This is a genomic window from Mesorhizobium sp. 131-2-1 (assembly GCF_016756535.1).
In the GTDB taxonomy this organism is placed as follows: domain Bacteria; phylum Pseudomonadota; class Alphaproteobacteria; order Rhizobiales; family Rhizobiaceae; genus Mesorhizobium.
Map to the genome: position 1 here is coordinate 1,671,411 of NZ_AP023247.1, position 21,458 is coordinate 1,692,868.

General features: G+C 64.9%; 22 protein-coding genes. 6 read left to right on the forward strand and 16 right to left on the reverse strand.

Annotated elements, in window-relative coordinates; genetic code table 11:
* The first annotated feature begins 107 nt into the window (after nucleotides 1-107).
* Nucleotides 108-1,322, forward strand: coding sequence for an MFS transporter (locus JG743_RS08205; RefSeq protein ID WP_202299277.1), 1,215 nt, complete (start codon nucleotides 108-110; stop codon nucleotides 1,320-1,322).
* Nucleotides 1,323-1,344: 22 nt separating this feature from the next.
* On the opposite strand, the gene JG743_RS08210 is transcribed toward JG743_RS08205, so the two are convergent.
* On the reverse strand, nucleotides 1,345-1,938 hold the full coding sequence (locus tag JG743_RS08210) for a TetR/AcrR family transcriptional regulator (RefSeq protein ID WP_202299278.1): 594 nt from the start codon (nucleotides 1,936-1,938) through the stop codon (nucleotides 1,345-1,347).
* 91 nt (nucleotides 1,939-2,029) lie between these two features.
* Between JG743_RS08210 and JG743_RS08215 the strand changes: the two genes are divergently transcribed.
* Nucleotides 2,030-2,938 carry an SDR family oxidoreductase gene (locus tag JG743_RS08215; RefSeq protein ID WP_202299279.1) on the forward strand — a complete coding sequence of 303 codons (909 nt, stop codon included), beginning with the start codon at nucleotides 2,030-2,032 and terminating at the stop codon, nucleotides 2,936-2,938.
* Nucleotides 2,939-2,945: 7 nt separating this feature from the next.
* On the opposite strand, the gene JG743_RS08220 is transcribed toward JG743_RS08215, so the two are convergent.
* Nucleotides 2,946-3,293, reverse strand: a complete 348-nt coding sequence (locus JG743_RS08220) for a GFA family protein (RefSeq protein ID WP_202299280.1) — start codon at nucleotides 3,291-3,293, stop codon at nucleotides 2,946-2,948.
* Nucleotides 3,294-3,515: 222 nt separating this feature from the next.
* On the opposite strand from JG743_RS08220, the gene JG743_RS08225 reads away from it, so the two are divergent.
* Entirely contained in the window at nucleotides 3,516-4,814 is a 1,299-nt protein-coding gene (locus JG743_RS08225; protein ID WP_202299281.1) for an amidase, read from the forward strand.
* A 12-nt stretch (nucleotides 4,815-4,826) separates the two neighbouring features.
* On the opposite strand, the gene JG743_RS08230 is transcribed toward JG743_RS08225, so the two are convergent.
* From JG743_RS08230 to JG743_RS08250, 5 genes are all read right to left on the reverse strand, one after another.
* Nucleotides 4,827-5,210 carry a hypothetical protein gene (locus tag JG743_RS08230; protein WP_202299282.1) on the reverse strand — a complete coding sequence of 128 codons (384 nt, stop codon included), beginning with the start codon at nucleotides 5,208-5,210 and terminating at the stop codon, nucleotides 4,827-4,829.
* Between the two features lie 53 nt (nucleotides 5,211-5,263).
* A complete protein-coding gene (locus tag JG743_RS08235) occupies nucleotides 5,264-6,244 on the reverse strand; it encodes a hydroxyacid dehydrogenase (protein ID WP_202299283.1) in 981 nt (326 codons plus the stop codon).
* Between the two features lie 64 nt (nucleotides 6,245-6,308).
* On the reverse strand, nucleotides 6,309-7,025 hold the full coding sequence (locus tag JG743_RS08240) for a FadR/GntR family transcriptional regulator (protein WP_202299284.1): 717 nt from the start codon (nucleotides 7,023-7,025) through the stop codon (nucleotides 6,309-6,311).
* A gap of 2 nt (nucleotides 7,026-7,027) precedes the next feature.
* Nucleotides 7,028-8,197, reverse strand: coding sequence for a mandelate racemase/muconate lactonizing enzyme family protein (locus JG743_RS08245; protein WP_202299285.1), 1,170 nt, complete (start codon nucleotides 8,195-8,197; stop codon nucleotides 7,028-7,030).
* Nucleotides 8,198-8,251: 54 nt separating this feature from the next.
* Nucleotides 8,252-9,139: a sugar phosphate isomerase/epimerase family protein gene (locus JG743_RS08250; protein ID WP_202299286.1), complete on the reverse strand. Its 888-nt coding sequence runs from the start codon at nucleotides 9,137-9,139 to the stop codon at nucleotides 8,252-8,254.
* Nucleotides 9,140-9,540: 401 nt separating this feature from the next.
* On the opposite strand from JG743_RS08250, the gene JG743_RS08255 reads away from it, so the two are divergent.
* The 3 genes from JG743_RS08255 to JG743_RS08265 all read left to right on the forward strand — a co-directional run bounded on the left by JG743_RS08255 (nucleotide 9,541) and on the right by JG743_RS08265 (nucleotide 12,768).
* Nucleotides 9,541-10,596: a sugar phosphate isomerase/epimerase family protein gene (locus tag JG743_RS08255; protein ID WP_202299287.1), complete on the forward strand. Its 1,056-nt coding sequence runs from the start codon at nucleotides 9,541-9,543 to the stop codon at nucleotides 10,594-10,596.
* A 54-nt stretch (nucleotides 10,597-10,650) separates the two neighbouring features.
* Nucleotides 10,651-11,838 carry a Gfo/Idh/MocA family protein gene (locus tag JG743_RS08260; protein ID WP_202299288.1) on the forward strand — a complete coding sequence of 396 codons (1,188 nt, stop codon included), beginning with the start codon at nucleotides 10,651-10,653 and terminating at the stop codon, nucleotides 11,836-11,838.
* A 78-nt stretch (nucleotides 11,839-11,916) separates the two neighbouring features.
* The gene (locus tag JG743_RS08265; RefSeq protein WP_202299289.1) at nucleotides 11,917-12,768 is read left to right on the forward strand and encodes a sugar phosphate isomerase/epimerase family protein; all 852 of its coding nucleotides are present in this window, start codon (nucleotides 11,917-11,919) and stop codon (nucleotides 12,766-12,768) included.
* A gap of 293 nt (nucleotides 12,769-13,061) precedes the next feature.
* Here the strand turns inward: JG743_RS08265 and phnE (JG743_RS08270) are convergent, their stop codons facing one another.
* The 9 genes from phnE (JG743_RS08270) to JG743_RS08310 form a co-directional block, all read right to left on the reverse strand.
* Nucleotides 13,062-14,429, reverse strand: a complete 1,368-nt coding sequence (gene phnE / locus JG743_RS08270; protein WP_202299291.1) for a phosphonate ABC transporter, permease protein PhnE — start codon at nucleotides 14,427-14,429, stop codon at nucleotides 13,062-13,064.
* Nucleotide 14,430: 1 nt separating this feature from the next.
* Nucleotides 14,431-15,384: a phosphonate ABC transporter, permease protein PhnE gene (phnE, locus tag JG743_RS08275; protein WP_202299293.1), complete on the reverse strand. Its 954-nt coding sequence runs from the start codon at nucleotides 15,382-15,384 to the stop codon at nucleotides 14,431-14,433.
* Between the two features lie 57 nt (nucleotides 15,385-15,441).
* Nucleotides 15,442-16,350, reverse strand: a complete 909-nt coding sequence (gene phnD, locus JG743_RS08280; protein WP_202299301.1) for a phosphonate ABC transporter substrate-binding protein — start codon at nucleotides 16,348-16,350, stop codon at nucleotides 15,442-15,444.
* A gap of 91 nt (nucleotides 16,351-16,441) precedes the next feature.
* A complete protein-coding gene (gene phnC / locus JG743_RS08285) occupies nucleotides 16,442-17,299 on the reverse strand; it encodes a phosphonate ABC transporter ATP-binding protein (protein ID WP_202299303.1) in 858 nt (285 codons plus the stop codon).
* Nucleotides 17,300-17,423: 124 nt separating this feature from the next.
* Nucleotides 17,424-18,134: a DUF1868 domain-containing protein gene (locus tag JG743_RS08290; RefSeq protein WP_202299305.1), complete on the reverse strand. Its 711-nt coding sequence runs from the start codon at nucleotides 18,132-18,134 to the stop codon at nucleotides 17,424-17,426.
* A gap of 105 nt (nucleotides 18,135-18,239) precedes the next feature.
* Nucleotides 18,240-18,854: a DapH/DapD/GlmU-related protein gene (locus JG743_RS08295; protein WP_202299307.1), complete on the reverse strand. Its 615-nt coding sequence runs from the start codon at nucleotides 18,852-18,854 to the stop codon at nucleotides 18,240-18,242.
* The gene (phnL, locus tag JG743_RS08300) at nucleotides 18,851-19,558 is read right to left on the reverse strand and encodes a phosphonate C-P lyase system protein PhnL (protein ID WP_202299308.1); all 708 of its coding nucleotides are present in this window, start codon (nucleotides 19,556-19,558) and stop codon (nucleotides 18,851-18,853) included. Before phnL ends, JG743_RS08295 begins: the two co-directional genes overlap by 4 nt.
* 208 nt (nucleotides 19,559-19,766) lie before the next feature.
* Nucleotides 19,767-20,543 carry a phosphonate C-P lyase system protein PhnK gene (phnK, locus tag JG743_RS08305; RefSeq protein ID WP_202299310.1) on the reverse strand — a complete coding sequence of 259 codons (777 nt, stop codon included), beginning with the start codon at nucleotides 20,541-20,543 and terminating at the stop codon, nucleotides 19,767-19,769.
* Nucleotides 20,540-21,421, reverse strand: coding sequence for an alpha-D-ribose 1-methylphosphonate 5-phosphate C-P-lyase PhnJ (locus JG743_RS08310; RefSeq protein ID WP_202299312.1), 882 nt, complete (start codon nucleotides 21,419-21,421; stop codon nucleotides 20,540-20,542). Before JG743_RS08310 ends, phnK begins: the two co-directional genes overlap by 4 nt.
* Nucleotides 21,422-21,458: the final 37 nt, after the last annotated feature.

Genomic DNA, 21,458 nt, shown 5'->3' on the forward strand with positions numbered 1-21,458 from the left:
CGCCGCAACCAGACCGAGCTGACGAGCCGTCCGCCAAGCATGTAACGGGTGGGAGCCCAGGCCGGTCATCTCTTAGGTGGCGCTGCAGACAGATCGGAGAATTTGCCATGACCGAACCCGCCACGGGCGTTGTCGACGCCGCTGTTCTCGACAGAATCGAACCGGAGGAACGAACGGAACCGGCATGGGGGGCGGTGGTGTCGCTGGCGCTCGGCGTGTTCGGCCTGGTGACGGCGGAATTCCTGCCGGCCAGCCTGTTGACGCGGCTGGCGCAGGACCTCGGCGTCAGCGAGGGCGCCGCCGGGCAAGCGGTGACGGCGACGGCCGTGGTCGGCGCGATCGCCGCGCCGACCATGGCCATCATCACCAAGCGGCTCGACCGCCGGCTGGTGATGTGGATGCTGACCATTCTGCTGATCGTTTCCAATCTGCTTGCCGCCTTTGCTTCCTCGCTCACGATGCTGCTTCTGGCCCGAGTGGTTCTCGGTGTCGCGCTCGGCGGCTTCTGGTCGATGTCGGCGGCGATGGCGCTCAGGCTCGTGCCGATGCGGCTGATGCCGCGCGCCATGTCGATCATCCTCACCGGCGTCTCGGTCGCCACCGTCACGGCGGCGCCGGTCGGCGCCTTTGTCGGCGATGTCTGGGGCTGGCGCACCGCCTTCATGATCGCGGCCGTTGTCGGCGCGCTGGCGCTGCTGGTGCAGCTTGCCACCATTCCACGGCTGCCGCCGGCCGGCGTTGCCAGCGTGCGCACCTTGCTGGAGGTGTTGAAGCGGCCGATGATCAGGGCAGCGCTGCTGGTCGTGCTGCTGGTCGCCTCGGGGCATTTCGCCGGCTTCACCTATGTGCGTCCCTATCTCGAGGTGGTTCCGGCGCTGCCGATCGAGACAATCTCGCTGGTGCTGTTCGGCTACGGCATTGGCGGGTTCTTTGGCAATTTCGCCGGCGGCTTCCTGGCCGAGCGCAACCTGAAGGCCGCGGTCGCCCTGGCGCCCCTGCTGATTGCCTTGTCGGCGCTGGTGCTGCTTACCCTTGGCGCTTCACCGGTGACGGCGGCAATCGCCGTCGCAGCCTGGGGCTTTGCCTTCGGCGCGGTGCCGGTCGGGCTGCAGACCTGGCTGGTGCGCGCCGCGCCGGACGAGGCCGAGAGCGCCGGCGGGCTGATGGTCGCCACGTTCCAGGTGGCAATCGCGCTCGGCGCCGTCTTCGGCGGCCTGCTGGTCGACAATGCGGGTGTTGCCAGCGCCTTTGCCTATTGCGGCATCGCCACGCTGCTGGCCGCCCTGGTGGCGCTCGTGATGGGGCCGAAGCGCGCGGACTAGCCAGCCCCCTGCACGATCATCCTTACGTCGGCCCGGCAACCGTTCGGGCCGACGTTGTCGTGATGGCCGCCACGAAACGCTTCAGGCTATGCTCGACATAGGCAGTGAGTTCCATGGCGTCAGGGTCGAAGCTCCACCACAGCAGTGAACCCTGCCAGTGGGCCGCCATCAGCAAGCCGATGTCCTCAGGCACGCCGGGAACATTGGCAAAGCAATCGGCGAGCACCTTGCTCAATGCCGCCTTCCAGGCGGCGCCGCGCGCCCGCAGCACTGGGTCGCGCAGATCCTCGCGCAGGACCAGCAAACCTTCGGCGTAGGATTCGATGTCGCCATAGCCGCTGGACAACGCGACCAGCAGTTGGATGGCGCCGGCCGGCGTCTTCAAGGCCGAACCGGACAGCTCCCCGGTTTTCCGGTCGAGCAAATCCCAGGCATAAAGCAGCGTGCGCTGCTTCAGCTGCGCCTTGCTCTTGAAACGCTGCACCAGTGTCGATCCCGAAAGGCCGCACGCCCGCGCAAGCCGCTCGAAGGTCAGCGCCTCCGGGCCTTCCGCATGCATCAGCCGGTAAGCCACCTCCAGCACCTGCTGGTCGGACTGGGTCTTCGGCCGGGTCATCTTGACATCCATTTATAAACGAATGATCATTTATAAATGAGGAGCGAGGCGGGCGCCAGCCCTCGTGTGGTGTTTTGTCTGGGAGGTTTCGATGACGCTTGAAGGAAAGGTGGCGCTTGTCGCCGGCGCGACGCGCGGCGCGGGCCGTGGAATCGCGGTTGAGCTCGGCGCTGCCGGCGCAACCGTCTATGTCACCGGGCGCACGACGCGGACGCAGCAGTCGGATTATCACCGTCCGGAGACCATCGAGGAGACGGCGGAGTTGGTCACGGCGCAGGGCGGCAAGGGCATTGCCGTCCAGGTCGACCATCTGATCGCCGACGATGTCCGCAAGTTGGTCGAACGCATCCGCGCCGAACAGGGCCGCCTCGACATCCTGGTGAATGATCTCTGGGGCGGCGAAAAACTGTTCGAATGGAACAAACCGGTCTGGGACCACAATCTCGAGAACGGCTTGCGCCTGCTGCGCCTGGCGATCGATACGCATCTGATCACCGCGCACCATGCGCTGCCGCTGATAGTCGAACGGCCGGGCGGGCTGCACATCGAAGTCACCGACGGCACCGCCGAATACAATGCCGACCACTACCGGCTCTCGCCCTTCTACGACCTTGCCAAGGTGGCGGCGACGCGCATGGCATGGGCCCATGCCAAGGACCTCGCTCCGCACGGTGCCACCTCGGTTTCGCTGACGCCCGGCTGGCTGCGTTCCGAAATGATGCTGGAAGCCTTCGGCGTCAGCGAGGAGAACTGGCGCGCGGCGACCGAACGGGTGCCGCATTTCATCATCTCGGAGACGCCGCGCTTCGTCGGCCGCGCGGTTGTGGCGCTGGCCGCCGATCCGGACCGGTCGCGCTGGAGCGGACAATCCTTGTCGAGCGGCGGGCTTGCGCAGATCTATGGCTTCACCGATCTAGACGGCTCGCGCCCCGATGCCTGGCGCTATGTCCCGGAGGTCCAGGATGCCGGCCGGCCGGCCGACGCTACGGGCTACCGATAGGTGGTTTCTAGGCCGAGCGGCCGTCGAAGTCGAAAATCTCGACGGCCGCGAGATCGAGGTCCTCAAGCCAATTGATGTTGACATAGGCGCTTCGCTCGCCGCCTTCGCCGACGTCCTCGGCAAAGGGATGGATGCCGCAGGTGCGGCAGAAGCGGTGGGCGATGGCGCGCCTGCCGAACGTGTACCGGCCAAGGTCGTCGCCCCAGGCGACGAGGTTCAGCCGGTCATGCGGCACGGCCCACAGCAGTGCGCCCTTGCGCGCGCAGATCGAGCAGTTGCAGCGCACGACTCCAGCCAGTTCGCCCTCGACCTCAAACGCCACCTTGCCGCAGTGGCAGCCACCTTTGTAGAGCATCGTTGCTTCTCTCCCTTCGGCCCGGTAGGTGCAAACTTGCCTCGGCCGGGTTATTGCTTCGCGCAAGCCAGATGCTGGCTCTGGCTTGGATCAGGATGACGTTGCGTTGAATCGTCATCCTGATCCAACTCTTGTTGGAGCATGATCTTTTCCGAAAACCGGTTCCCACTTTTCGCGATCATGCCCTAAAGACGTTGCAGCCATCCGGAGTCCGACACCGAAGTGCAGTCAGTCCGCGATCATCTCGAAATTCTGCTGTCGCGTCTCGCGGCTCGTGCGAACGACGAAAGCGTGTTCGTGAGACTTTATCCGGAGGCGGCGCGAGCAGCGGCCGACGCTAGCGATGCGCGCAAGCGGGCCGGTGTGACGCTTGGACCGCTCGACGGCACGATCGTCTCGATCAAGGATCTGTTCGACGTTGCCGGCGAGCCGACCACGGCCGGCTCACTGATGCTGAAGACCGCCGCGCCCGCCTTGCGCGACGCCGCCATCGTCAGCCGGCTGCGCCAGGCCGGCGCGGTCATCCTCGGCAAGACCAACATGACCGAATTCGCCTTCACCGCGATCGGCGATAACCAGCATTACGGTACGCCCGGCAACGCCACCGACGCCAGCCTGATACCGGGCGGCTCGTCATCGGGCGCCGGCGTTTCCGTCGGCGAAGGCACCTGTGACATCGCTATCGGCTCCGACACAGGCGGCTCGGTGCGCATACCGGCATCGCTCAATGGTGTCGTCGGCTTCAAGCCAACGGCACGGCGCGTGCCATTGGCCGGCGCATTTCCATTGTCCGCTACTTTGGATTCGATCGGCCCGCTGGCGCTGAGTGTCGCCGCGTGTGCCGTCGCCGATGCGGCAATGGCGGCTGAGGAGATGCCGCCACTACATCTGCCGTTGCCGCTTGCCGGGCTTCGTGTCGGCATCCCGCGCGGTGTTCTTTTCGACGATACCGAAGGCGAGGTCGCGACCGCCTTCGATCGATGCCTGGGCAAGGTCGAACAGGCCGGCGCGCGGGTCGCGGACCTGTCGATCGACGACCTGCTTGCCGAGATGCGTGCCGCGACCAGGCGCGGCACGATCGCCTCGATGGAGGGCGCTGAGGTCCACGCCGACTGGCTTGCGACAGGCGCTTCCGTGCCGGTCGATCCGCATGTCAGCGGGCCGTTGTCGCGCGCGCTGGCCATCCCTGCTTCGGTCTATATCAGGACAATCCGCCGCCGCACGGCGCTGGCCGCCGCGATGGACGAGCGTCTGGCCGCCGTCGACGTGCTGGCCCTGCCGACGACGCCGGTGACGGCGCCGACCATCGCCTCGATGGCAAGCGACACGGCGCTGCGCGATCGGACGGAAGGCCTGCTGCTTCGCAACACCCAGGTCGCCAATCAGTTCGATCTCTGCGCGATCTCGTTGCCGATGCCGGGAACGGCGCGCCCGGCCGGACTGATGCTGGTGGCGCGCAATGGCCATGACCGGCATCTGCTGCGCGTCGCGGCGGAAGTTGAGCGGCTGCTCGGTGCGTGACCGGTGTGCGTATCAGCGCGACGAACAGTGCTTGCGTTCGCTGTCCTTGGCGGTCCGTTCAATGCCGGTCGCGACCAGCGTCGGCAGCCAGTGTTGCTTGCCGTTGAAGGTCTGGGGCCGGTTCTCGATCGCGCCGGCAATCACGAGCTTGCCGGCATAGAGCTTGTCCTGGAGGTCGAGCGCCTTGTCTTCCTGCGGCAGGCCATCGACGTCGATCGCGACGCCCTTGATGATCTTGCCGGTGGCGAGGTCGAGCGCGCTGTTCGAAGGGCAGGGCGCCGCGATACAGCGAAGGCCATTGTCGCAGAACACATAGCCATCCTGCCCATCGGTGAAAGCCGGCGCAGTCGTTGCGCAGAGGCCGGCGGCAAGAATGAAGAGGCGGGCGATGGACATGACGGCAATGTCCCCGTCGAATCCGTGAAAATTGAGGCACCGCTTGTGACGGGTTACAGGTCGACCGGGAAGCGCCGCCGGTAGTGCTCCATCACCTCCGGGTTGCGCAGATTGAGCGGCAATTTGTTGGCCAGCACCAGCAGCGCCTCGCCGGCGGCGCCGACGCCCATGCGCATCATCGATTCCTCGGTGATCCCGGCCATATGCGGGGTGACGATGACATTGTCGAAGCCGAAATAGGGATGGTTTTGCGGCAGCGGCTGCGTCGCAAAGACATCGAGCGCGGCACCGCCGATGCTGCCCTTGCGCAAGGCTTCGATCAGCGCCTCGTCGTCGACCACCGGCCCGCGCGAGACATTGATCAGCAGCGCATTCGGCTTCATGCGCGAAATGCGCTCGCGGCTGATCAGGCCGCGCGTCTCCTCCGTCAGCGGACAGCAAAGCACGATGATGTCGCTCTGCTCGACCAGGGCGTCGATCGACAGGAAGCCGACCTTGTCGGGCGCCGGGCGCATGCTGCGCGTCGTTGCCACGACGTTGAGGTCGAAGCCATGCGCGGCGATATGGCCGACCGCCTGGCCGACGGCGCCGAGGCCGACAATGCCGATGGTCTTGCCGGCGAGTTCGGTGTTGGAGTTGGCGTGGTCGCGTCCGGCGAGCCAGCCATTGGCCCGCAAGTCGCGGTCGACCATGCGAAAACGCCGAAGCAGGGCCAGCGTCACGAACATCACGTGCTCGGCAACCGAGCGCGCATTGACCGCCGGCACGTTCGCCACCAGCACGCCGGCAGATGTCGCCGCCTCGACCGGGATCATGTCCAGCCCGGCGCCGTGACGGATCGCGGCGCGCAGCCTGGCCGCGCCCTGGAAAAGCTCCGGCGGCAGCGGCGCGCGGACGATGACGATGTCGGCATCAGCGGCTTCCGCCACCAGCGTCTTTGCATCCAGCGCCGAGGCGACGACCAGCTTGCCTGCCCCGGCCAGCATGCCGGTTGCGCGCGGATGCAGCGGATGCGTCGACAGGATTCTGGGCATCTGGCTCCCGTTTGTTTGCCGCATTTTTGCGACGCCAAGCGATGCCGCCTGGCTGCAAAATGCTCTAGGCCTTTTCGAGCGCCGGGCTTTTCGGCTCCGCCCCGCGGCCCTCGATCAGGCCCTTCCAGTAGCTCTCGGCGCCCTGCAGATGGGCGTTCATCAGCGCCTGGGCGAGGTTGCCGTCGCGGCGCAACAGCGCCTCGTAGATCTGGATGTGCTCGGCATGCGAGCGCACGCTGCGCTCGGGATCGTTGAAATAGATCGGCAGGCGCTGCTCGCCCATCAGGTAGTAGACGCTGCAGATATTGTGGAAGATGCCGTTCTTGGTGGCGCGCACGATCTCGAGGTGGAACTCGCGGTCCTCCTTGGCGAGGCCCTCGCCGGCGGCGATGCGTTCCTCCGAGGCTTTCAGGATCTCGCGCAGCCGCTCGAAATTCTCTTCGGTGGCGCGCGAGCAGGCAAGCTCGGCGGCCTTGATCTCGTGGATCTTGCGCAGCTCGACCGTCTCGTAGATCTGGATCGGGTCGAGCGGCAGGCCGGCGCGGGCGAAAAGGGCCAACGCCTCGACGCTCGCCTGCTTGGTGTCGACATAGATGCCGGATTTGGCGCGGCGCTCGACGATGCGCATGGCTTCCAGGATGGCCAGCGCCTCGCGGATCTGGCCGCGGCTGACGGCGAAATGCTCGGCCAGTTCGCGCTCCGACGGCGTGCGGCCCGTCTCCTTGTCCGAATTGGAGAACAGATAGGCAGCGAGTTCCGCGAGAAGGTTCTTTTCTTTCATGGTCAGCAGCGGTGCGCGTGCGCCTCCAGGAATCGCTCGGAAATTGTGAAACCCAATCCAGGCTTTTCAGGGATCGCTATCATACCGTCCTTCGCTTCGACAGTCTCTTCGATAAGATCGTGGATCATCGGGTTGGCGCCGAGCGAATACTCGACGGTGAAGCTCGCCGGCGAGGCCGCGCAGACGTGCAGGCCGGCGAAGAAGCACGGCGCGCCGGCCCACAGATGCGGGGCAAAGCGCAGGTTGAAAGCGCTGGCGATGGTGCCGATCTTCATCGCCTCGCTGATGCCGCCGCAGAAGGCGGGATCCGGCTGGAAGATGTCAGCCGACTTCAGAACGGCGAGGTCGCGGAAGGCGTAGCGCGTCGCCTCGCTCTCGCCGGTGGCGATCGGGATGGAGCTGGAGGCTCGTACTTCGGCCATCCCAGGCTTGTCGTCGGCGATCACCGGCTCCTCGAACCAGGCGAGGTCGAGGTCGCCGGCAAGCTGGATGAAGCGCTTCGCCTCGGCCACCGTATAGGTGCCATGCGCGTCGACCATCAGGTCGACGTCGGCGCCGAGCGCCACCCTCGCCGCGCGGACGCGTGCGGCGGAAATATGCGGAGCGCCATCCATGGCGCCGATGCGCATCTTCAGCGCCTTGAAGCCGCCCTTGGCGATGTAGGATTTGAGCTGCTCGCCGATGGTCTCAGCCGGCGCCCAGCCGCCGGAAGCATAGGCCTGCATGCGCTCGACCTTGCGGCCGCCGAGCAGCCGCCAGACCGGCTGGCCGAGCGATTTGCCGAGGATGTCCCAGAGCGCGATGTCGACGGCGCTGATGGCGGCCACGCTCATGCCGCGCCGTGCCAGTTGCGGCATGGCATGCCCGGCATGGGCCGCGGTGTGATGGCGCACGCCGTTGTAGAGCATCTCCCAGATGACGCCGATGTCGGCGGGGTCGCGACCGATGAGCTGCGGGCCGACCTCGTGGTTCAGCATGTGGACGAGCGCGCCGTAGCTGCCGGTGCTGCCGGCGGCGTTCTTGCCCTCGCCCCAGCCGACCAGGCCGTCATCGGTTTCGATGCGCAGGATGGCGGCGTCGAACGTCGTCACCTGACCGAAGTCGCTGCGATGCTGCTTCACCGCTTCGATCGGTATGCGAACCCACCAGGCTTGGACCGTCTTGATGCGCATGGTCATCCCCGGCCCCGCCGCCGTTCGGCGGAAGGGCGTCTTCCCTTGGACCGGCTACTTGATCAGCGGCAACAGCGTTTCGGCGGTGATGCGCATCTGGTCGGTGTAGAACTTCTCCGTCAGCACGCTCGAGCCGTGATCCTGGATGAATTTCAGCTGCTCGGGCGAGATGTCGACGGGATGGCGCTCGACCATGTCGGGATAGGGCGCGGCCGGCGTGCGGTCGACGGGGGCGACGAACTCGTTGGTCAGCGCGCCGTCATAGCCGATCTCCTTCAGCGTGCGCACGATCCGCGGCCAGTCGATCTGGCCGAGGCCGGCGGCGAAGCGGTTGTTGTCGGCGACGTGGAAGTCGAACAGTCGCTTGCCGACCTGCCGGATGGCGTCATAGACGTTAAATTCCTCCATGTGGATGTGATAGGCGTCGAGGCAGACGCCGCATTCCGGGCTGACCGCATCGGCAAGCGCGAGCGCCTGCGCGCCGCGGTTGAAGAGATAGGTCTCGAAGCGGTTGAGTGGCTCGACCGCGACCTTGACGCCGACCTTCTTGGCGTGAGCGAAACACTCGCGGGTGGCGTCGACCACCCAACCCCATTCCTCCGCCTCGGTGCCGTCGGGCACCACCTTGCCGACGGTGGCGGGAACCAGCGTGATGATCTCGCCGTCGAGCTCGCTGACCATGGTCAGCACGTCCTTGACGTACTGCACCGAACGTTCGCGCTGGCCCTGGTCCTTGGCGGCGAGGTTGCGTTCGCCCAGCATCAGCGTCACCGAGCCCCAGCAGCGGATGCCGTGCTCCTTCAAGAGCGCGCGCGTTTCCTTGGTCTTGTACTGCGCGGGCTCGCCGGAGATCTCGATCGACTCATAGCCGAATTTCTTGATGCGCTTCAGCGTCACCTCGAGCGGCTCCGCCCGCATCCAGTTGTGCGTCGAAAGGTGCATGGTCTATCCTTCCCAGAATTCGCCTGTCACGTTTCCCACGACGTGGCTCCAGCAGAACCCCGCCGCGCGATTCCTCCCCAAGGTGCTCCAGTGTCTTTTTGGCAAACTGGTTCGACCAATTGGGCCTGATGCGAGGTCTACCGCAATTTCAGCTGCACGGCAAGAAGTCGCGTGCGGCGATGCTAGTCTCTGCTTACTTCGTTGAATAATCTAACATATTTTCACAGTTTGTGACGAACGAAAGCGCTTCAGAGGGCTGTGCGGCCGCTTGACCAAATGTCGATATTTGGTCATACCAGAATGGCGGCGCGTGCTGGCGTCGACAGGAAAACACCAAACGGGCTGGCCCTGCTTTCAATCAGCGCTATGCTTGGTCGTGAAATGAGAGAGGGAGGATGCCGATGCCGTCGACGATGAAGGGCCCCGGTCTGTTTCTGGCGCAGTTCGCAGGCGATGCCGCGCCGTTCAATTCGCTGCCGTCGATCACCAAATGGGCGGCCGGCCTCGGCTACAAGGGCGTGCAGATTCCGACCTGGGACGCGCGGCTGTTCGACCTTGAGAAGGCGGCGACCTCCAAGGCCTATTGCGACGAGGTGAAAGGCATCTGCGCCGATGCCGGCGTCGAGATCACCGAGCTGTCGACGCATCTGCAAGGGCAACTGGTAGCGGTGCATCCGGCGTACGACGCGCAGTTCGACGGCTTCGCGCCGGCTTCGGTGCACAACAATCCGAAAGCAAGGCAGAAATGGGCGGTCGAGCAGATGAAGTTCGGCGCCAAGGCATCGAAGAATCTGGGGCTGAAGGCCTCGGTGTCCTTCTGTGGAGCGCTGGCCTTCCCTTACCTTTACCCATGGCCGCAGCGGCCGGCCGGCTTGATCGAGGAGGCCTTCGCCGAGCTCGGCAGGCGCTGGAAGCCGATCCTCGACGTCTATGACGAGAACGGCGTCGATATCGGCTACGAGATCCATCCGGGCGAGGATGTGTTCGACGGCGCCACCTTCGAGATGTTCCTCGACGCGGTCGGCGGTCACAAGCGCTGCAACATCAACTACGACCCGTCGCATTTCCTCTTGCAGCAGCTCGACTATCTCGAATTCATCGACATCTACCACGAGCGCATCAAGGCGTTTCACGCCAAGGACGCTGAGTTCAACCCGACGGGGCGGCAAGGCGTCTATTCCGGCTATCAGGGCTGGGTAAACCGCGCCGGGCGGTTCCGCTCGCTGGGCGACGGGCAGGTCGATTTCGGCGGCATCTTCTCCAAGCTCACCCAGTACGGCTACGATTCCTGGGCGGTGCTGGAATGGGAATGCTGCCTGAAGCATCCGGAGGATGGCGCGGCCGAAGGCGCGCCGTTCATCCAGCACCACATCATTAGGGTGACGGAGAAGGCGTTCGACGATTTCGCCGGCGGCGCGACCGACAAAAAGGCGCTGCGCGCGATGATGGGCATTTAGCATTTTACCCGCCCTTCGCGGGCAGGGCGATCCGAGACAGTAAGGAGGACAGGAATGGTCGGCGCATCGAAGTCGGAAACGGGAGGCGGCCCGATCCGCTACGGCATGGTCGGCGGCGGGCAAGGCGCCTTCATCGGCGCGGTGCACCGGATCGCGGCGCGCATGGACAACGACTTCGTGCTGGTGGCCGGCGCGCTGTCGGCGAACCCGGAGCGCGCCAAAGCTTCCGCCGCAGAGCTCGGGCTCGATCCGTCGCGCAGCTACGGCTCCTATGCCGAGATGGCCAAGGCCGAAGCCAAGCGGCCCGACGGCATCGAGGCGGTGGCGATCGTCACGCCCAACAACGTGCATGTGCCGGCCGCCAAAGCCTTCCTCGAGGCCGGCATCCACGTCATCTGCGACAAGCCGCTTGCTACCACGCTGGCCGAGGCGAAAAAGCTCGCGGCACTGGTCGAGAAGACCGGCAAGGTGTTCGTGCTCACCCACAACTACACCGCCTATCCGATGATCCGCCAGGCGCGCGAAATGGTGGCCAAGGGCCAGCTCGGCGACATCCGCATCGTGCAGTCTGAATATCCGCAGGACTGGCTGACGGAAGATCTCGCCGCAACTGGGCAGAAGCAGGCGGCGTGGCGTTCCGATCCCAAGCAGGCCGGCGCCGGTGGCGCACTCGGCGACATCGGCACGCATGCCTACAATCTGGCACGCTTCGTCTCCGGACTGGAGCTTGACACGCTGTCGGCCGACCTCGATGCCTTCGTGCCGGGACGGCAGCTCGACGACAACATCAACGTCATGCTGCGCTTCAAGCCGGTCGGCAAGGCGCATCCGGCCAAGGGCATGATCTGGGCGAGCCAGGTGGCTCCCGGCCACGAGAACGGGCTGAAGCTGCGCATCTATGGCTCGAAAGGCGGGCTGGAATGGGTGCAGGCGGATCCGAACTATCTTTGGTATACGCCGTTCGGCCAGCCGAAGCAGCTGTTGACCCGCGCCGGCGCCGGCGCGCTGCCGTCCGCAGGGCGTGTCACCCGTGTTCCGTCGGGTCATCCGGAGGGCTATCTCGAAGGCTTCGCCAACATCTACCAGGAGGCAGCCCGCGCCATCCGCGCCGCGCGCAGGAAGGGCGGCAAGCCGGCAAAGGATGTCGTCTTCCCGACCATCGCCGACGGTGTCGAAGGCATGGCCTTCATCGAGGCCTGCGTGAAGTCGTCGAAGAAGAATGGGGCGTGGACGAAGCTCTAAGGGGATCGATATTCAGGTGATGCCGGCCTGACCTGAATCTCGACGCCCCTTGTCGCGAAATCTAGGGGGGGGATGTCGATGAAAATCGGCATGTGCATGTTCCTATGGACGACCAGCGTCTCGAAGAAGCACGAGGCGCTGCTTCGCGACATCAAGGCGACCGGCTTCGACGGCGTCGAAATCCCGGTGTTTTCCGGCACGCCCGACGACTACAGAAAGCTCGGCGAACTGCTCGACCGCATCGGGCTGGAGCGAACGGCCGTCTCGGCCATGGGCGATCCGGCGATGAACCTGATCTCGGCCGATGCCTCAGGGCGCAGGGCCGGCATCGACTACATGAAATGGGCGATCGACTGCAGCGGGGCACTTGGCGCCAACCGGCTAAGCGGTCCGCTGCATTCGACGCTCGGCGCCTTTTCCGGCAGCGGGCCGACGGCCGCCGAGAAGAAGCGTTCGGTCGCCTCGCAGCGCGCCATTGGCGACCATGCCGGCAAGAAGGGCGTCACCATCGGGCTGGAGGCGCTCAACCGCTTCGAATGCTATCTGCTCAACACAATGGACGATCTGTCCGAGCATGTGGACGCGATCGACCGGCCGCATATCAAGGCCATGTACGACACTTTCCACGCCAACATCGAGGAAGCCGACCCGATCGGCGCCTATACACGCAACCGCAAGAATGTCGTCCACATCCATATTTCGGAGAACGACCGCGGCGTGCCGGGGCGCGGCAACATCCCCTGGAAGGAGACTTTTTCGGCCATTCGCAAGAGCGGCTATGACGACTGGCTGACGATCGAATCTTTCGGCCGCTCGCTGAAGGATCTGGCGGCGGCGACCAGGGTGTGGCGCGACTTTGCCGAGAGCCCGGAGGCTGTTTACCGGGACGGGTACAGGCATATCAGGGATGGGTGGAGGAAGGCGGCGTAGGGCGCTGCGCCTGGTCCATTTTCTATTTGCGTTCGTCGCGGTTGCCAGGTGGTTCCCCCACTCCGTCTCGGCTTCGCCGAGCCACCTCTCCCCCCTCCGGAGGGAGAGGAAGGGAGTCTGGTGGTTTGGGAGAGGAAGAAGCCTCCGCCTTGGAGGACAGGCATCGGCTCGGACGGCCTGGTGCCGTTCCTCTCCCCCGTCGATCGGGGGAGAGGTGTCGAGCGCAGCTCGACGGAGTGGGGGTCGACCCTTGGCGTGGCACCATACGATGCCAGCGCTTATGGGTCACAAGGTTATCCCTGCTCGGCCTGCAGCCTGTTGTAGTCGTGGATCGTGCGGCTCAGCCTGCGACGCAGGAAATTCGAGATGTTGTCGAAGACGAAGACGACGACCAGCGTCAGCAGCACCATGTAGAAGACGTTCGCCCAATTCGAATTGGTGCGCATCGCTTCCCAGAGCTTCAGGCCGATGCCGCCGGCGCCGACGGCGCCGATGATGGTGGCGCCGCGGGTGTTGGATTCCCACTGGTAGAGCGTCTGGCTGATGAACACCGGCACCACTTCCGGCAGAACGCCGTAGCGCTGCACAAGCAAGCCGTTGGCGCCGGTCGATTGCACGCCTTCGCGCGGCTTGTCGTCGATGTTCTCCAGCGCTTCGGAATAGGTTTTGCCGAGCGTGCCGATCTCGGTGAAGAAGATCGCAGCACTGCCCGCGAGCGGGCCGGGGCCGAAGGCGCGGGTGAAGAACAGCGCCCAGATCAGCATGTCGACCGAGCGCATGAAATCGAAGAAGCGCTTCAGCACCTGGCTGAGCAGACCGCTCGGCGTGATGTTGCGGGCGGCAAAGAAGGCGAGCGGGAAGGCGACGATGCCGCCGAGCAGCGTGCCGAGGAAGGCCATGACAATGGTCTGCAGAAGCTTCGTCCAGACATCGCCATGCTGCCACTGGGCATTGTTCCAGATGTTGTCGGCGGCAAGCGCGAGGTTCGATGTGCCGGGCTTCAGCTCAGGGCCGGAGAGGATCAGCGAGACCACTTCACTGGGCGACTTGCCGAAGAAGGGCGAGCGCGTGTCGAAGACGAAATTGGCCCAGCCGAGGAAGCGCTTGCGCACCTTGACGCGGTCGACGGTGACGCGCACCTCGCCGACAAAGCCCATCCTGGCGACGACTTCGTCGTCATGCGCGGTGATCCAGTTCGGCACCGGCCCGGCGATCACCGGCTTGCCGCCGGTCAGCGACACCTGCACGGTCTGGCCGTTGGCGACAATCGTCGCCCTCGTCTTGTCGAAGGTGACGGATTTGGCCGGCCCGTCGATCAGCACTGTGAAGGTGCCGTCCGGATTCTTGAGCACCCAGTCGGGGTTGGGATTCTCGCCAAGGGCTGAGAAGCGCGGATATTTCGGCGTGATCTCGGGCTGGTCGAGGCGGAACTCCGGCTGCAAATCGTAGCTGACCCACTGAGCCAGGAAGAGCGGCAGGCGCTCCCAATGCGATTCGCGCAGCACCTGCGGCAGGCTGAAGAACCACAAGGCATAGGCGAGATAGAGTATGGTGCCGGCTACCAGCAACAGGGGGCCGAAGCGCTTGTGGAGCGGGCGGCGGAACACCTGTGGGAAGCGTTCCTCGATCGCGTTGATCTCGTTGGCGGTCATCGCGGCCATATCAGGCACTCATCAGGAAGGCTTGCTCGCCGACGAGCTTGCGGCGCAGCCAGGCGGAGAATTGGTCGACGAGAAAGATGGTGGTGAACAGCAGCAGCACCAGCGCCAGCGTCTTGGCGCCGAAGCCGCGCGAGATGGAGAGCTTCAGTTCCTCGCCGATGCCGCCGCCGCCGACCGCGCCCATGATGGTCGAGATGCGCACGTTGATCTCGATCCTGAGCAATGTATAGGACATGAAATTGGGCAGCACCTGCGGCAGGGCGGCGAAGCGGACGCGCTCGAACCAGTTGGCGCCGACTGCCCGCAAGCCTTCCTCGGCGCGCATGTCGATGTTCTCGTTGATCTCGTAGAACAGCTTGCCGAGCGCGCCGATCGAATGCAGGCCGATGGCGATGATGGCGGCGACCGGACCGATCGAGACGATGGCCGCGAACAGGCCGGCAATGACGATCTCGGGGAAGGCGCGCAGCAATTCCATGAAGCGCTTGACGATGAGCCTCAGCGCCGGGCTCGGCGTCAGATTGCGCGCGGAGATGAAGGAGAAGGGCACGGCGAAGACGAAGCCGATGAAGGTCGAGACCAGCGCCACGTTCACCGTGGTCAGCATCAGCTCGAAATATTCGGGGACGTAGAAGCCGCCCCGGACATAGACGCGGCCGAGCGGGAAGTTGAATTCCTGCGTGCCGGTGTCATGCGGCGAGGCGACGTCGAACAGCGCCCGCCAGACGTCGTTCCAGTCCTTGGGGATCAGCCAGCTCAGGAAATCCAGCAAATGCGGCAGCCGGTCGAAGAAATGCCCGGCATTGGCCTCGTCGGCGAACCACATGGTCGCGCACATGGCTACGAACAAAAGGCCGACGCCGAGGGCGGTGTAAAGCCGGCGCACGGACGTCTGGCGCCGCCAGGCGTCGGCCGTGACGCGGGTCGCATTGGTGTGGAGAGTCGCTGAGGTCATGATCGTAGATGCAAAAAGGGCGGCGCTGGAGGACGCCGCCCCTTTTTCCTGATGCCGTCAGCCGCCGATCGCCGCTTTGCGGGCTTCCACGATGACGTTGTAGAAGTCCGGCTTGACCGGAACATAGCCGGTGAAGTCGCCGCCTTCGACGCCCTCGAAGCAGGGCTTGTCCTTGGCCGGCAGGGCGGTGAAGAAGGCGGTGAGCTTGGCGGTCATGTCGTCGCCGAGCGCGGTGCGCACGACCAGCGGGCCGTTCGGGATCAGGCCGGAGCGCCAGACCTCGACGAAGTCGTTAGGGTCGACGGCGCCCTTGGCGACTTCCTTGTGGAAGGTGCCGGAAGTGTAGCCGTTCTTGAAGTCGCCGATGCCCGAGGAGTCGTCCACCGCAACGTCGACCTTGCCGTCGCGGACGGCGAGGATGTTGTTCTCATGGCCGCCATTGAACTGGGTCGAGGCGAAGAAGGCCTCGTTCGACTGGCCGGTGTCCTTCGGGATCTGGGTCAGCGGGATCAGGTAGCCGGAGGTCGAATCCGGATCGGCGTAGCCGAGCTTCTTGCCCTTGGCGGACTTGATGTCGGTGATGCCGGAGGACTTCAGCGCCAGGCCGATCGAATAGTAGCCGGTGGCGCCGTCGGTCTGCTGGGTGGTGAGGATCGGGGTGACCGCCTTAGGGTCCTTGATATAGACGCTGGCATAGCCGGAAGCGCCAAGCTCGGCGAAGTCGAGAGTGCCGCCGAGCAGGCCCTGGATGACGCCGTCATAGTCGGCGGCCGGGAACAGCGACACCTTCTCGAAACCGAATTCTGCCTTCAAATGGTCGGCGAGGCACTGGTAGTTGCGCAGCCGGTCGGTCTCGTTCTCGCCGCCAAGGATGCCGACGCGGAATTCCTTCATGTCGGCCGCGTGGGCCATGCTGGTTGCCATGGCGAGCACCGAAACGGCGCTGAAAACCATCTTCCTGAACATTGATGTCTCTCCTGTATGGTCCGGCCCCGCGCCGGCAGCGTTCTTGGTTTTGAAGGGTGCCCTTGACGCGGGCAGTCGATCCAGGTGCGGCTCAGTAGCCGGGGAATGCGGGCTCGAGCGGTCCGGCGGATGCGGTGATCTTCGGCTTGAGGTTGACGCTGGTCGACGTGATGGCCTCGGAGATTTCGGCGCCGTTCGCGTCCGCGCCATAGACCAGGCGCACGGCGTCACGGTCGAGATCCTCGGGCGCGCCATCGAACACGACCTTGCCGGCGGCCATGCCGATGATGCGGTTGCAATAGGCCCGCGCCGTGTCCAGCGTGTGCAGATTGGTGACGACGGTGATGCCTTCGCGCAGGTTGATGTCCTGCAGGGAGTCCATCACAACCTTGGCGTTGAGCGGGTCGAGCGAGGCGATCGGCTCGTCGGCGAGCAGCACCTTCGGCTGCTGCATCATGGCGCGCGCGATCGCCACGCGCTGCTGCTGGCCGCCGGACAGCGTGCCGGCCGGCTGCAGCGCGGTGCGGGCGATGTCGAGGCGTTCCAGAGCCGCAACAGCCTCGGCGCACTCGGTGCGCGAGAACATGCCGAACAGGTTGGACAGCGTCGAGCGGTGGTTGAGGCGGCCGAGCAGCACGTTGGTCAGCACGTCGAGGCGCGGCACCAGGTTGAACTGCTGGAAGATCATGGCGCAGTCGCGCTGCCAGCGCCGGAGCGGCGAACCCTGCAGGCTGGACACCTCGGCGCCGTCAAAAAAAATCGACCCCTGGCTGGGGTCGATGAGACGGTTGATCATGCGCAGGAGCGTCGATTTGCCGGCGCCGGAACGGCCGATGATGCCGACCATCTGGCCCTGCGGGATCGAAAGGTCGACGGCGCTGACGGCGGTGTTCTTGCCGAATCGTCGGGTGACACCGCGGATTTCGAGCGTGGCGGATGTTGCTGACATGGGCAAGGCTCCAGTCCAGTCGCGCTTTGAAGGTCTGTTAACCTTGGCTAGCGCAACGCCATGAACCTGCCGTGTCGGATTGATGTCAGTTTTGTTACCGCCCACAGCTGCGCTGCAGCAGTCATCAACCGAGGACCAGAAGCTCCTCGAAATGCTTCATGTCGCGGAATGCGCAGAAGGCCGGCGGCCGGAGTTCGATGACCGGTGCCTCGCGCTCGAGGAAGGCTAGGCAATCGTCGAACAGCGCCTGCCAGGCGGAGGCGCGCTCGTCGGCGAGGCGGCGGGTCTGGTAGGCGAAAGTGATATGGAAGACGTAGGCGTCGTGGTCGGGGTGGCGGTAGCCGAACGGCACCGACAGCGCGTCACGCCAGGCGCGCATGATGGCCCTGTCTTCCTCCGAGGCGCCGGCGACGGTGAGGCCGTTGGGTGTAACGCCGATGGCTTTTATCCTGAACGTGCCGCTGCCCTCGAAGTTCTGCAGGCGCTCGAGATAGAGCCGGGTCATGTCGTCGATGCTCATGTCGAGCGCTACATCGGATGGCCAGTAAGGCAGCCGGCGGCGATACTCGATGATGCCCTGGAACAACGTCATGTGCAGGCTGGAGATTGGCGTGAAAGCCAACCGGCCGGCGTCGGGCATGGCGCGCATGCGCTCGCGCACCTCGATGACCGCCGCTTCGGAAGGCGAGCCGTTGACGAGGTGGCTGACGACGGTGTTGCCGGGTTCGAGGAGGAAATTGCCCGATGTGTCGTAGCGGGTGCCGAGATGCACCGGAGGCGTCGGATTGGTGCCTTCGAAGAAGGCGGTGAGCGAGGATCTTGGTTTGTCGAGCATGGCGGTCTCCTTGGGGAAGACTGCGACCTGTCCGAGTCATGTGTCAGCGATATGAAACTCCGGCGTCCGGCTTTGGCAATGACGCACACGTGAACATCGGTGAGGTCAGCCGTGTTTCTCCAGAAACGCCTCAGCCGAGAGCTCGCGGAAATCATCGAGCGCGGCGCGCAGTCTCGCATGGTCCCAGTCCCACCAGGCGAGTGCCTGGTAGCGCTCGGCGGTACGGCGGTCGAAACGCTCGCGGAGCGGTTTCGCCGGCACGCCGCCGACAATCGTGTAGGGCGCTACATCCTTCGACACCACAGCACCGGCGCCGACCGCGGCGCCGTCGCCCACCGTGACGCCGGGCAGGATGGTCGAGCCGTGGCCGAGCCAGGTGTCATGGCCGATGGTGACGCGTTTGGCGCGTCGCTCTGCGAAGAACTCGCTTTCATGCTCAGCGTCGTCCCAATAGTCGGAGGCGCGGTAGGTGAAGTGGTGCATCGTCGGCCGCCATGTCGGATGGTTGGTGGCGTTGATGCGCACGCTGGCCGCGATGTTGGAAAACTTTCGAATGGTTGTGCACCAGACGGCGCAGTCCTGCATCATGTAGGAGTAGTCGCCGAGCTCACTTTCCGAGACCCTGCTGCGGTCGGCGATCTCGGTCCAGCGGCCAAGCGTCGAGTTCTCGACCTGCGCCGTCGGATGAACCAGCGGCGTTTCCGAAAGTTTCCTTTTCATGCGGCGATCTTTCCGGTGGCGAAAGCGGTGACGTCGATGATGCGGTCGGCGACCGCTTCGCGCACGTCCTGGTCGTGGAAGATGCCGAGCAGGGCGACGCCCGCCGCCTTCTTGGCGGCGATCAGCGCCACCACCACGTCGCGGTTCCTGGCGTCGAGCGAGGCGGTCGGTTCGTCGAGCAGCAGGATCGGATGTTCGGTGATGAAGCCGCGCGCGATGTTGACGCGCTGCTGCTCGCCACCGGAGAAGGTCGCTGGCGGCAACGCCCAGAGTTTTTCGGGGAGGTTGAGCTGTGCAAGAAGAGCGCGCGCCTTGTCGCGTGCAGCCTCCCTGTCCTCGCCGCGCTCGACCAGCGGCTCGGCAACGACGTCGAGCGCCGAGACGCGCGGCACGGTGCGGAGGAATTGGCTGACATAGCCGATCGTTTGCCGGCGTACGGCAAGCACGGTGCGCGGGCTGGCACTGGCGAGGTCGATCAGGCCGTTATCGTGCTGGACGATGATCTGGCCTTCGTCGACGGCATAGTTGCCGTAGAGCATTTTCAGGATCGAGCTCTTGCCGGCGCCGGACGGACCGCCGAGCACGGCGCATTCGCCGGCGCGGATCGAGAACGACACACCGGCGACCACCGGCAGCCGGATGCCGTCGCGCAGATGCATGGAGAAGCTTTTGGCGACGTCGGAGACAACGAGAGGCGTCGGCATCAGAAGGTCCTCCAATCGTCAGTCGTTTGCGGGCCAACACCCCCCTCTGCCTTGCCAGGCATCTCCCTCTCAAGGGGGGAGATTGGCAGCCTCACCGCCTCGCCTTTTCTGCAACGTTGGAGAGTGGCGAAATCGGGAGTGACAGCCAATCTCCCCCCTTGAGAGGGAGATGGCCGGCAGGCCAAAGGGGGGTGACTTGGCGTCATCATCACACCTGCAAGATCGAAGAAACAAGCAACTGGGTGTAGGGCGCGCGCGGATCGTCGAGCACGCGGTCGGTGAGGCCACTTTCGACAACGCGGCCGTCCTTCATCACCATCATCCGCTGCGACAGAAGCCGCGCCACGGCGAGGTCGTGGGTGACGACGATGGCCGCCAGGCCAAGATCGGTGACCAGCCCGCGCAGCAGGTCGAGAAGGCGCGCCTGCACCGAGACGTCGAGGCCGCCGGTCGGCTCGTCCATGAACACCAGCCGTGGCCCGGTGACGAGGTTGCGGGCGATCTGCAGGCGCTGGCGCATGCCGCCGGAAAAGGCGCGCGGTTCATCGTCGATGCGGTCCTTGTCGATCTCGACCCGCGACAGCCAGTCGACGGCGGTGGCGCGGATCTTGCCGTAGTGGCGGTCGCCCACCGCCATCAGCCGCTCGCCGACATTGGCGCCGGCCGACACCGTCATGCGCAGCCCATCCGCCGGGTTCTGATGCACAAAGCCCCAGTCGGTGCGCATCAGGAAGCGGCGCTCAGCCTCGCTCATGCGGTAGAGCTCGCGGAACTGGCCGTCGCGCATGCGGTAGCTGGCGGTACCTGAAGAGGGCAGCAGCCGGGTCGACAGGCAGTTGAGCAGCGTCGTCTTGCCGGAGCCGGATTCGCCGACAACCGCCAGCACCTCGCCCGGCCAGAGGTCGAAGCTGACATTCTCGCAGCCGACGCGCGAGCCGTAGAATTTGGACAGCGCCGAGACGCGCAGCAGCGGTTCGTCGGTCATTCGGCCGGCTCCATGGTTTCCGGGGCAAGGTGGCCGCGATGGCCTTCGGCGCGCCGCTTCTCGCAGTGGTCGGTGTCGGAGCAGACGAACATGTGGCCGCCATGGTCGTCGAGGATGACCTCGTCGAGATAGACGTTCTCGGCGGCGCATAGCGCGCAGGGCTGGTCGAAGGTCTGCACCTCGAAGGGATGGTCCTCGAAATCGAGGCTGACGACATCGGTGAAGGGCGGCACGGCGTAGATGCGCTTCTCGCGGCCGGCGCCGAACAATTGCAGAGCCGGCGAACGATGCATTTTCGGATTGTCGAATTTCGGCGTCGGCGACGGATCCATCACATAGCGCCCCTCGACCTTGACTGGATAGGCGTAGGTGGTGGCGATGCGGCCATGCCTGGCGATGTCTTCGTAGAGCTTGACATGCATGAGGCCGTATTCCTCCAGCGCATGCATTTTCCGCGTTTCGGTCTCGCGCGGCTCGAGGAAGCGCAGCGGCTCGGGGATCGGCACCTGGTAGACCAGCACCTGGCCCGCGGTCAGTGGATGCTCGGGGATGCGGTGGCGGGTCTGGATGATCGAGGCTTTGGCCGTCTCAGTGGTGACGGCGACGTTGGCGACCTTTTTGAAGAAGGCACGGATCGAGACGGCATTGGTGGTGTCGTCGGCGCCCTGGTCGATCACTTTCAGCACATCATCCGGGCCGATGATCGAAGCCGTAACCTGGACGCCGCCGGTGCCCCAGCCATAGGGCATCGGCATCTCGCGTGAGGCGAAGGGCACCTGATAGCCGGGAATGGCGATGCCCTTGAGGATCGCGCGGCGGATCATCCGCTTGGTCTGTTCGTCGAGATAGGCGAAATTGTAGGTGGCGATGTCGGTCATGGCGATCACATCCGCTTCGTGCTACCGAATTGACTTG

Bases quoted from the DNA above. Each gene is read 5' to 3' on its own strand.
- phnC (WP_202299303.1), bottom strand. From the start codon at position 17,299: ATGTCAGCAACATCCGCCACGCTCGAAATCCGCGGTGTCACCCGACGA.
- phnL (WP_202299308.1), bottom strand. From the start codon at position 19,558: ATGCCGACGCCTCTCGTTGTCTCCGACGTCGCCAAAAGCTTCTCCATG.
- JG743_RS08235 (WP_202299283.1), bottom strand. From the start codon at position 6,244: ATGCCCAGAATCCTGTCGACGCATCCGCTGCATCCGCGCGCAACCGGC.
- phnE (WP_202299291.1), bottom strand. From the start codon at position 14,429: ATGGCCGCGATGACCGCCAACGAGATCAACGCGATCGAGGAACGCTTC.
- JG743_RS08265 (WP_202299289.1), top strand. From the start codon at position 11,917: ATGAAAATCGGCATGTGCATGTTCCTATGGACGACCAGCGTCTCGAAG.
- JG743_RS08250 (WP_202299286.1), bottom strand. From the start codon at position 9,139: ATGCACCTTTCGACGCACAACTGGATGCGGGCGGAGCCGCTCGAGGTG.
- JG743_RS08255 (WP_202299287.1), top strand. From the start codon at position 9,541: ATGCCGTCGACGATGAAGGGCCCCGGTCTGTTTCTGGCGCAGTTCGCA.
- JG743_RS08310 (WP_202299312.1), bottom strand. From the start codon at position 21,421: ATGACCGACATCGCCACCTACAATTTCGCCTATCTCGACGAACAGACC.
- JG743_RS08260 (WP_202299288.1), top strand. From the start codon at position 10,651: ATGGTCGGCGCATCGAAGTCGGAAACGGGAGGCGGCCCGATCCGCTAC.
- phnK (WP_202299310.1), bottom strand. From the start codon at position 20,543: ATGACCGACGAACCGCTGCTGCGCGTCTCGGCGCTGTCCAAATTCTAC.
- JG743_RS08245 (WP_202299285.1), bottom strand. From the start codon at position 8,197: ATGCGCATCAAGACGGTCCAAGCCTGGTGGGTTCGCATACCGATCGAA.
- JG743_RS08220 (WP_202299280.1), bottom strand. From the start codon at position 3,293: ATGCTCTACAAAGGTGGCTGCCACTGCGGCAAGGTGGCGTTTGAGGTC.
- phnD (WP_202299301.1), bottom strand. From the start codon at position 16,350: ATGTTCAGGAAGATGGTTTTCAGCGCCGTTTCGGTGCTCGCCATGGCA.
- JG743_RS08215 (WP_202299279.1), top strand. From the start codon at position 2,030: ATGACGCTTGAAGGAAAGGTGGCGCTTGTCGCCGGCGCGACGCGCGGC.
- phnE (WP_202299293.1), bottom strand. From the start codon at position 15,384: ATGACCTCAGCGACTCTCCACACCAATGCGACCCGCGTCACGGCCGAC.
- JG743_RS08230 (WP_202299282.1), bottom strand. From the start codon at position 5,210: ATGTCCATCGCCCGCCTCTTCATTCTTGCCGCCGGCCTCTGCGCAACG.
- JG743_RS08295 (WP_202299307.1), bottom strand. From the start codon at position 18,854: ATGAAAAGGAAACTTTCGGAAACGCCGCTGGTTCATCCGACGGCGCAG.
- JG743_RS08290 (WP_202299305.1), bottom strand. From the start codon at position 18,134: ATGCTCGACAAACCAAGATCCTCGCTCACCGCCTTCTTCGAAGGCACC.
- JG743_RS08205 (WP_202299277.1), top strand. From the start codon at position 108: ATGACCGAACCCGCCACGGGCGTTGTCGACGCCGCTGTTCTCGACAGA.
- JG743_RS08210 (WP_202299278.1), bottom strand. From the start codon at position 1,938: ATGACCCGGCCGAAGACCCAGTCCGACCAGCAGGTGCTGGAGGTGGCT.
- JG743_RS08240 (WP_202299284.1), bottom strand. From the start codon at position 7,025: ATGAAAGAAAAGAACCTTCTCGCGGAACTCGCTGCCTATCTGTTCTCC.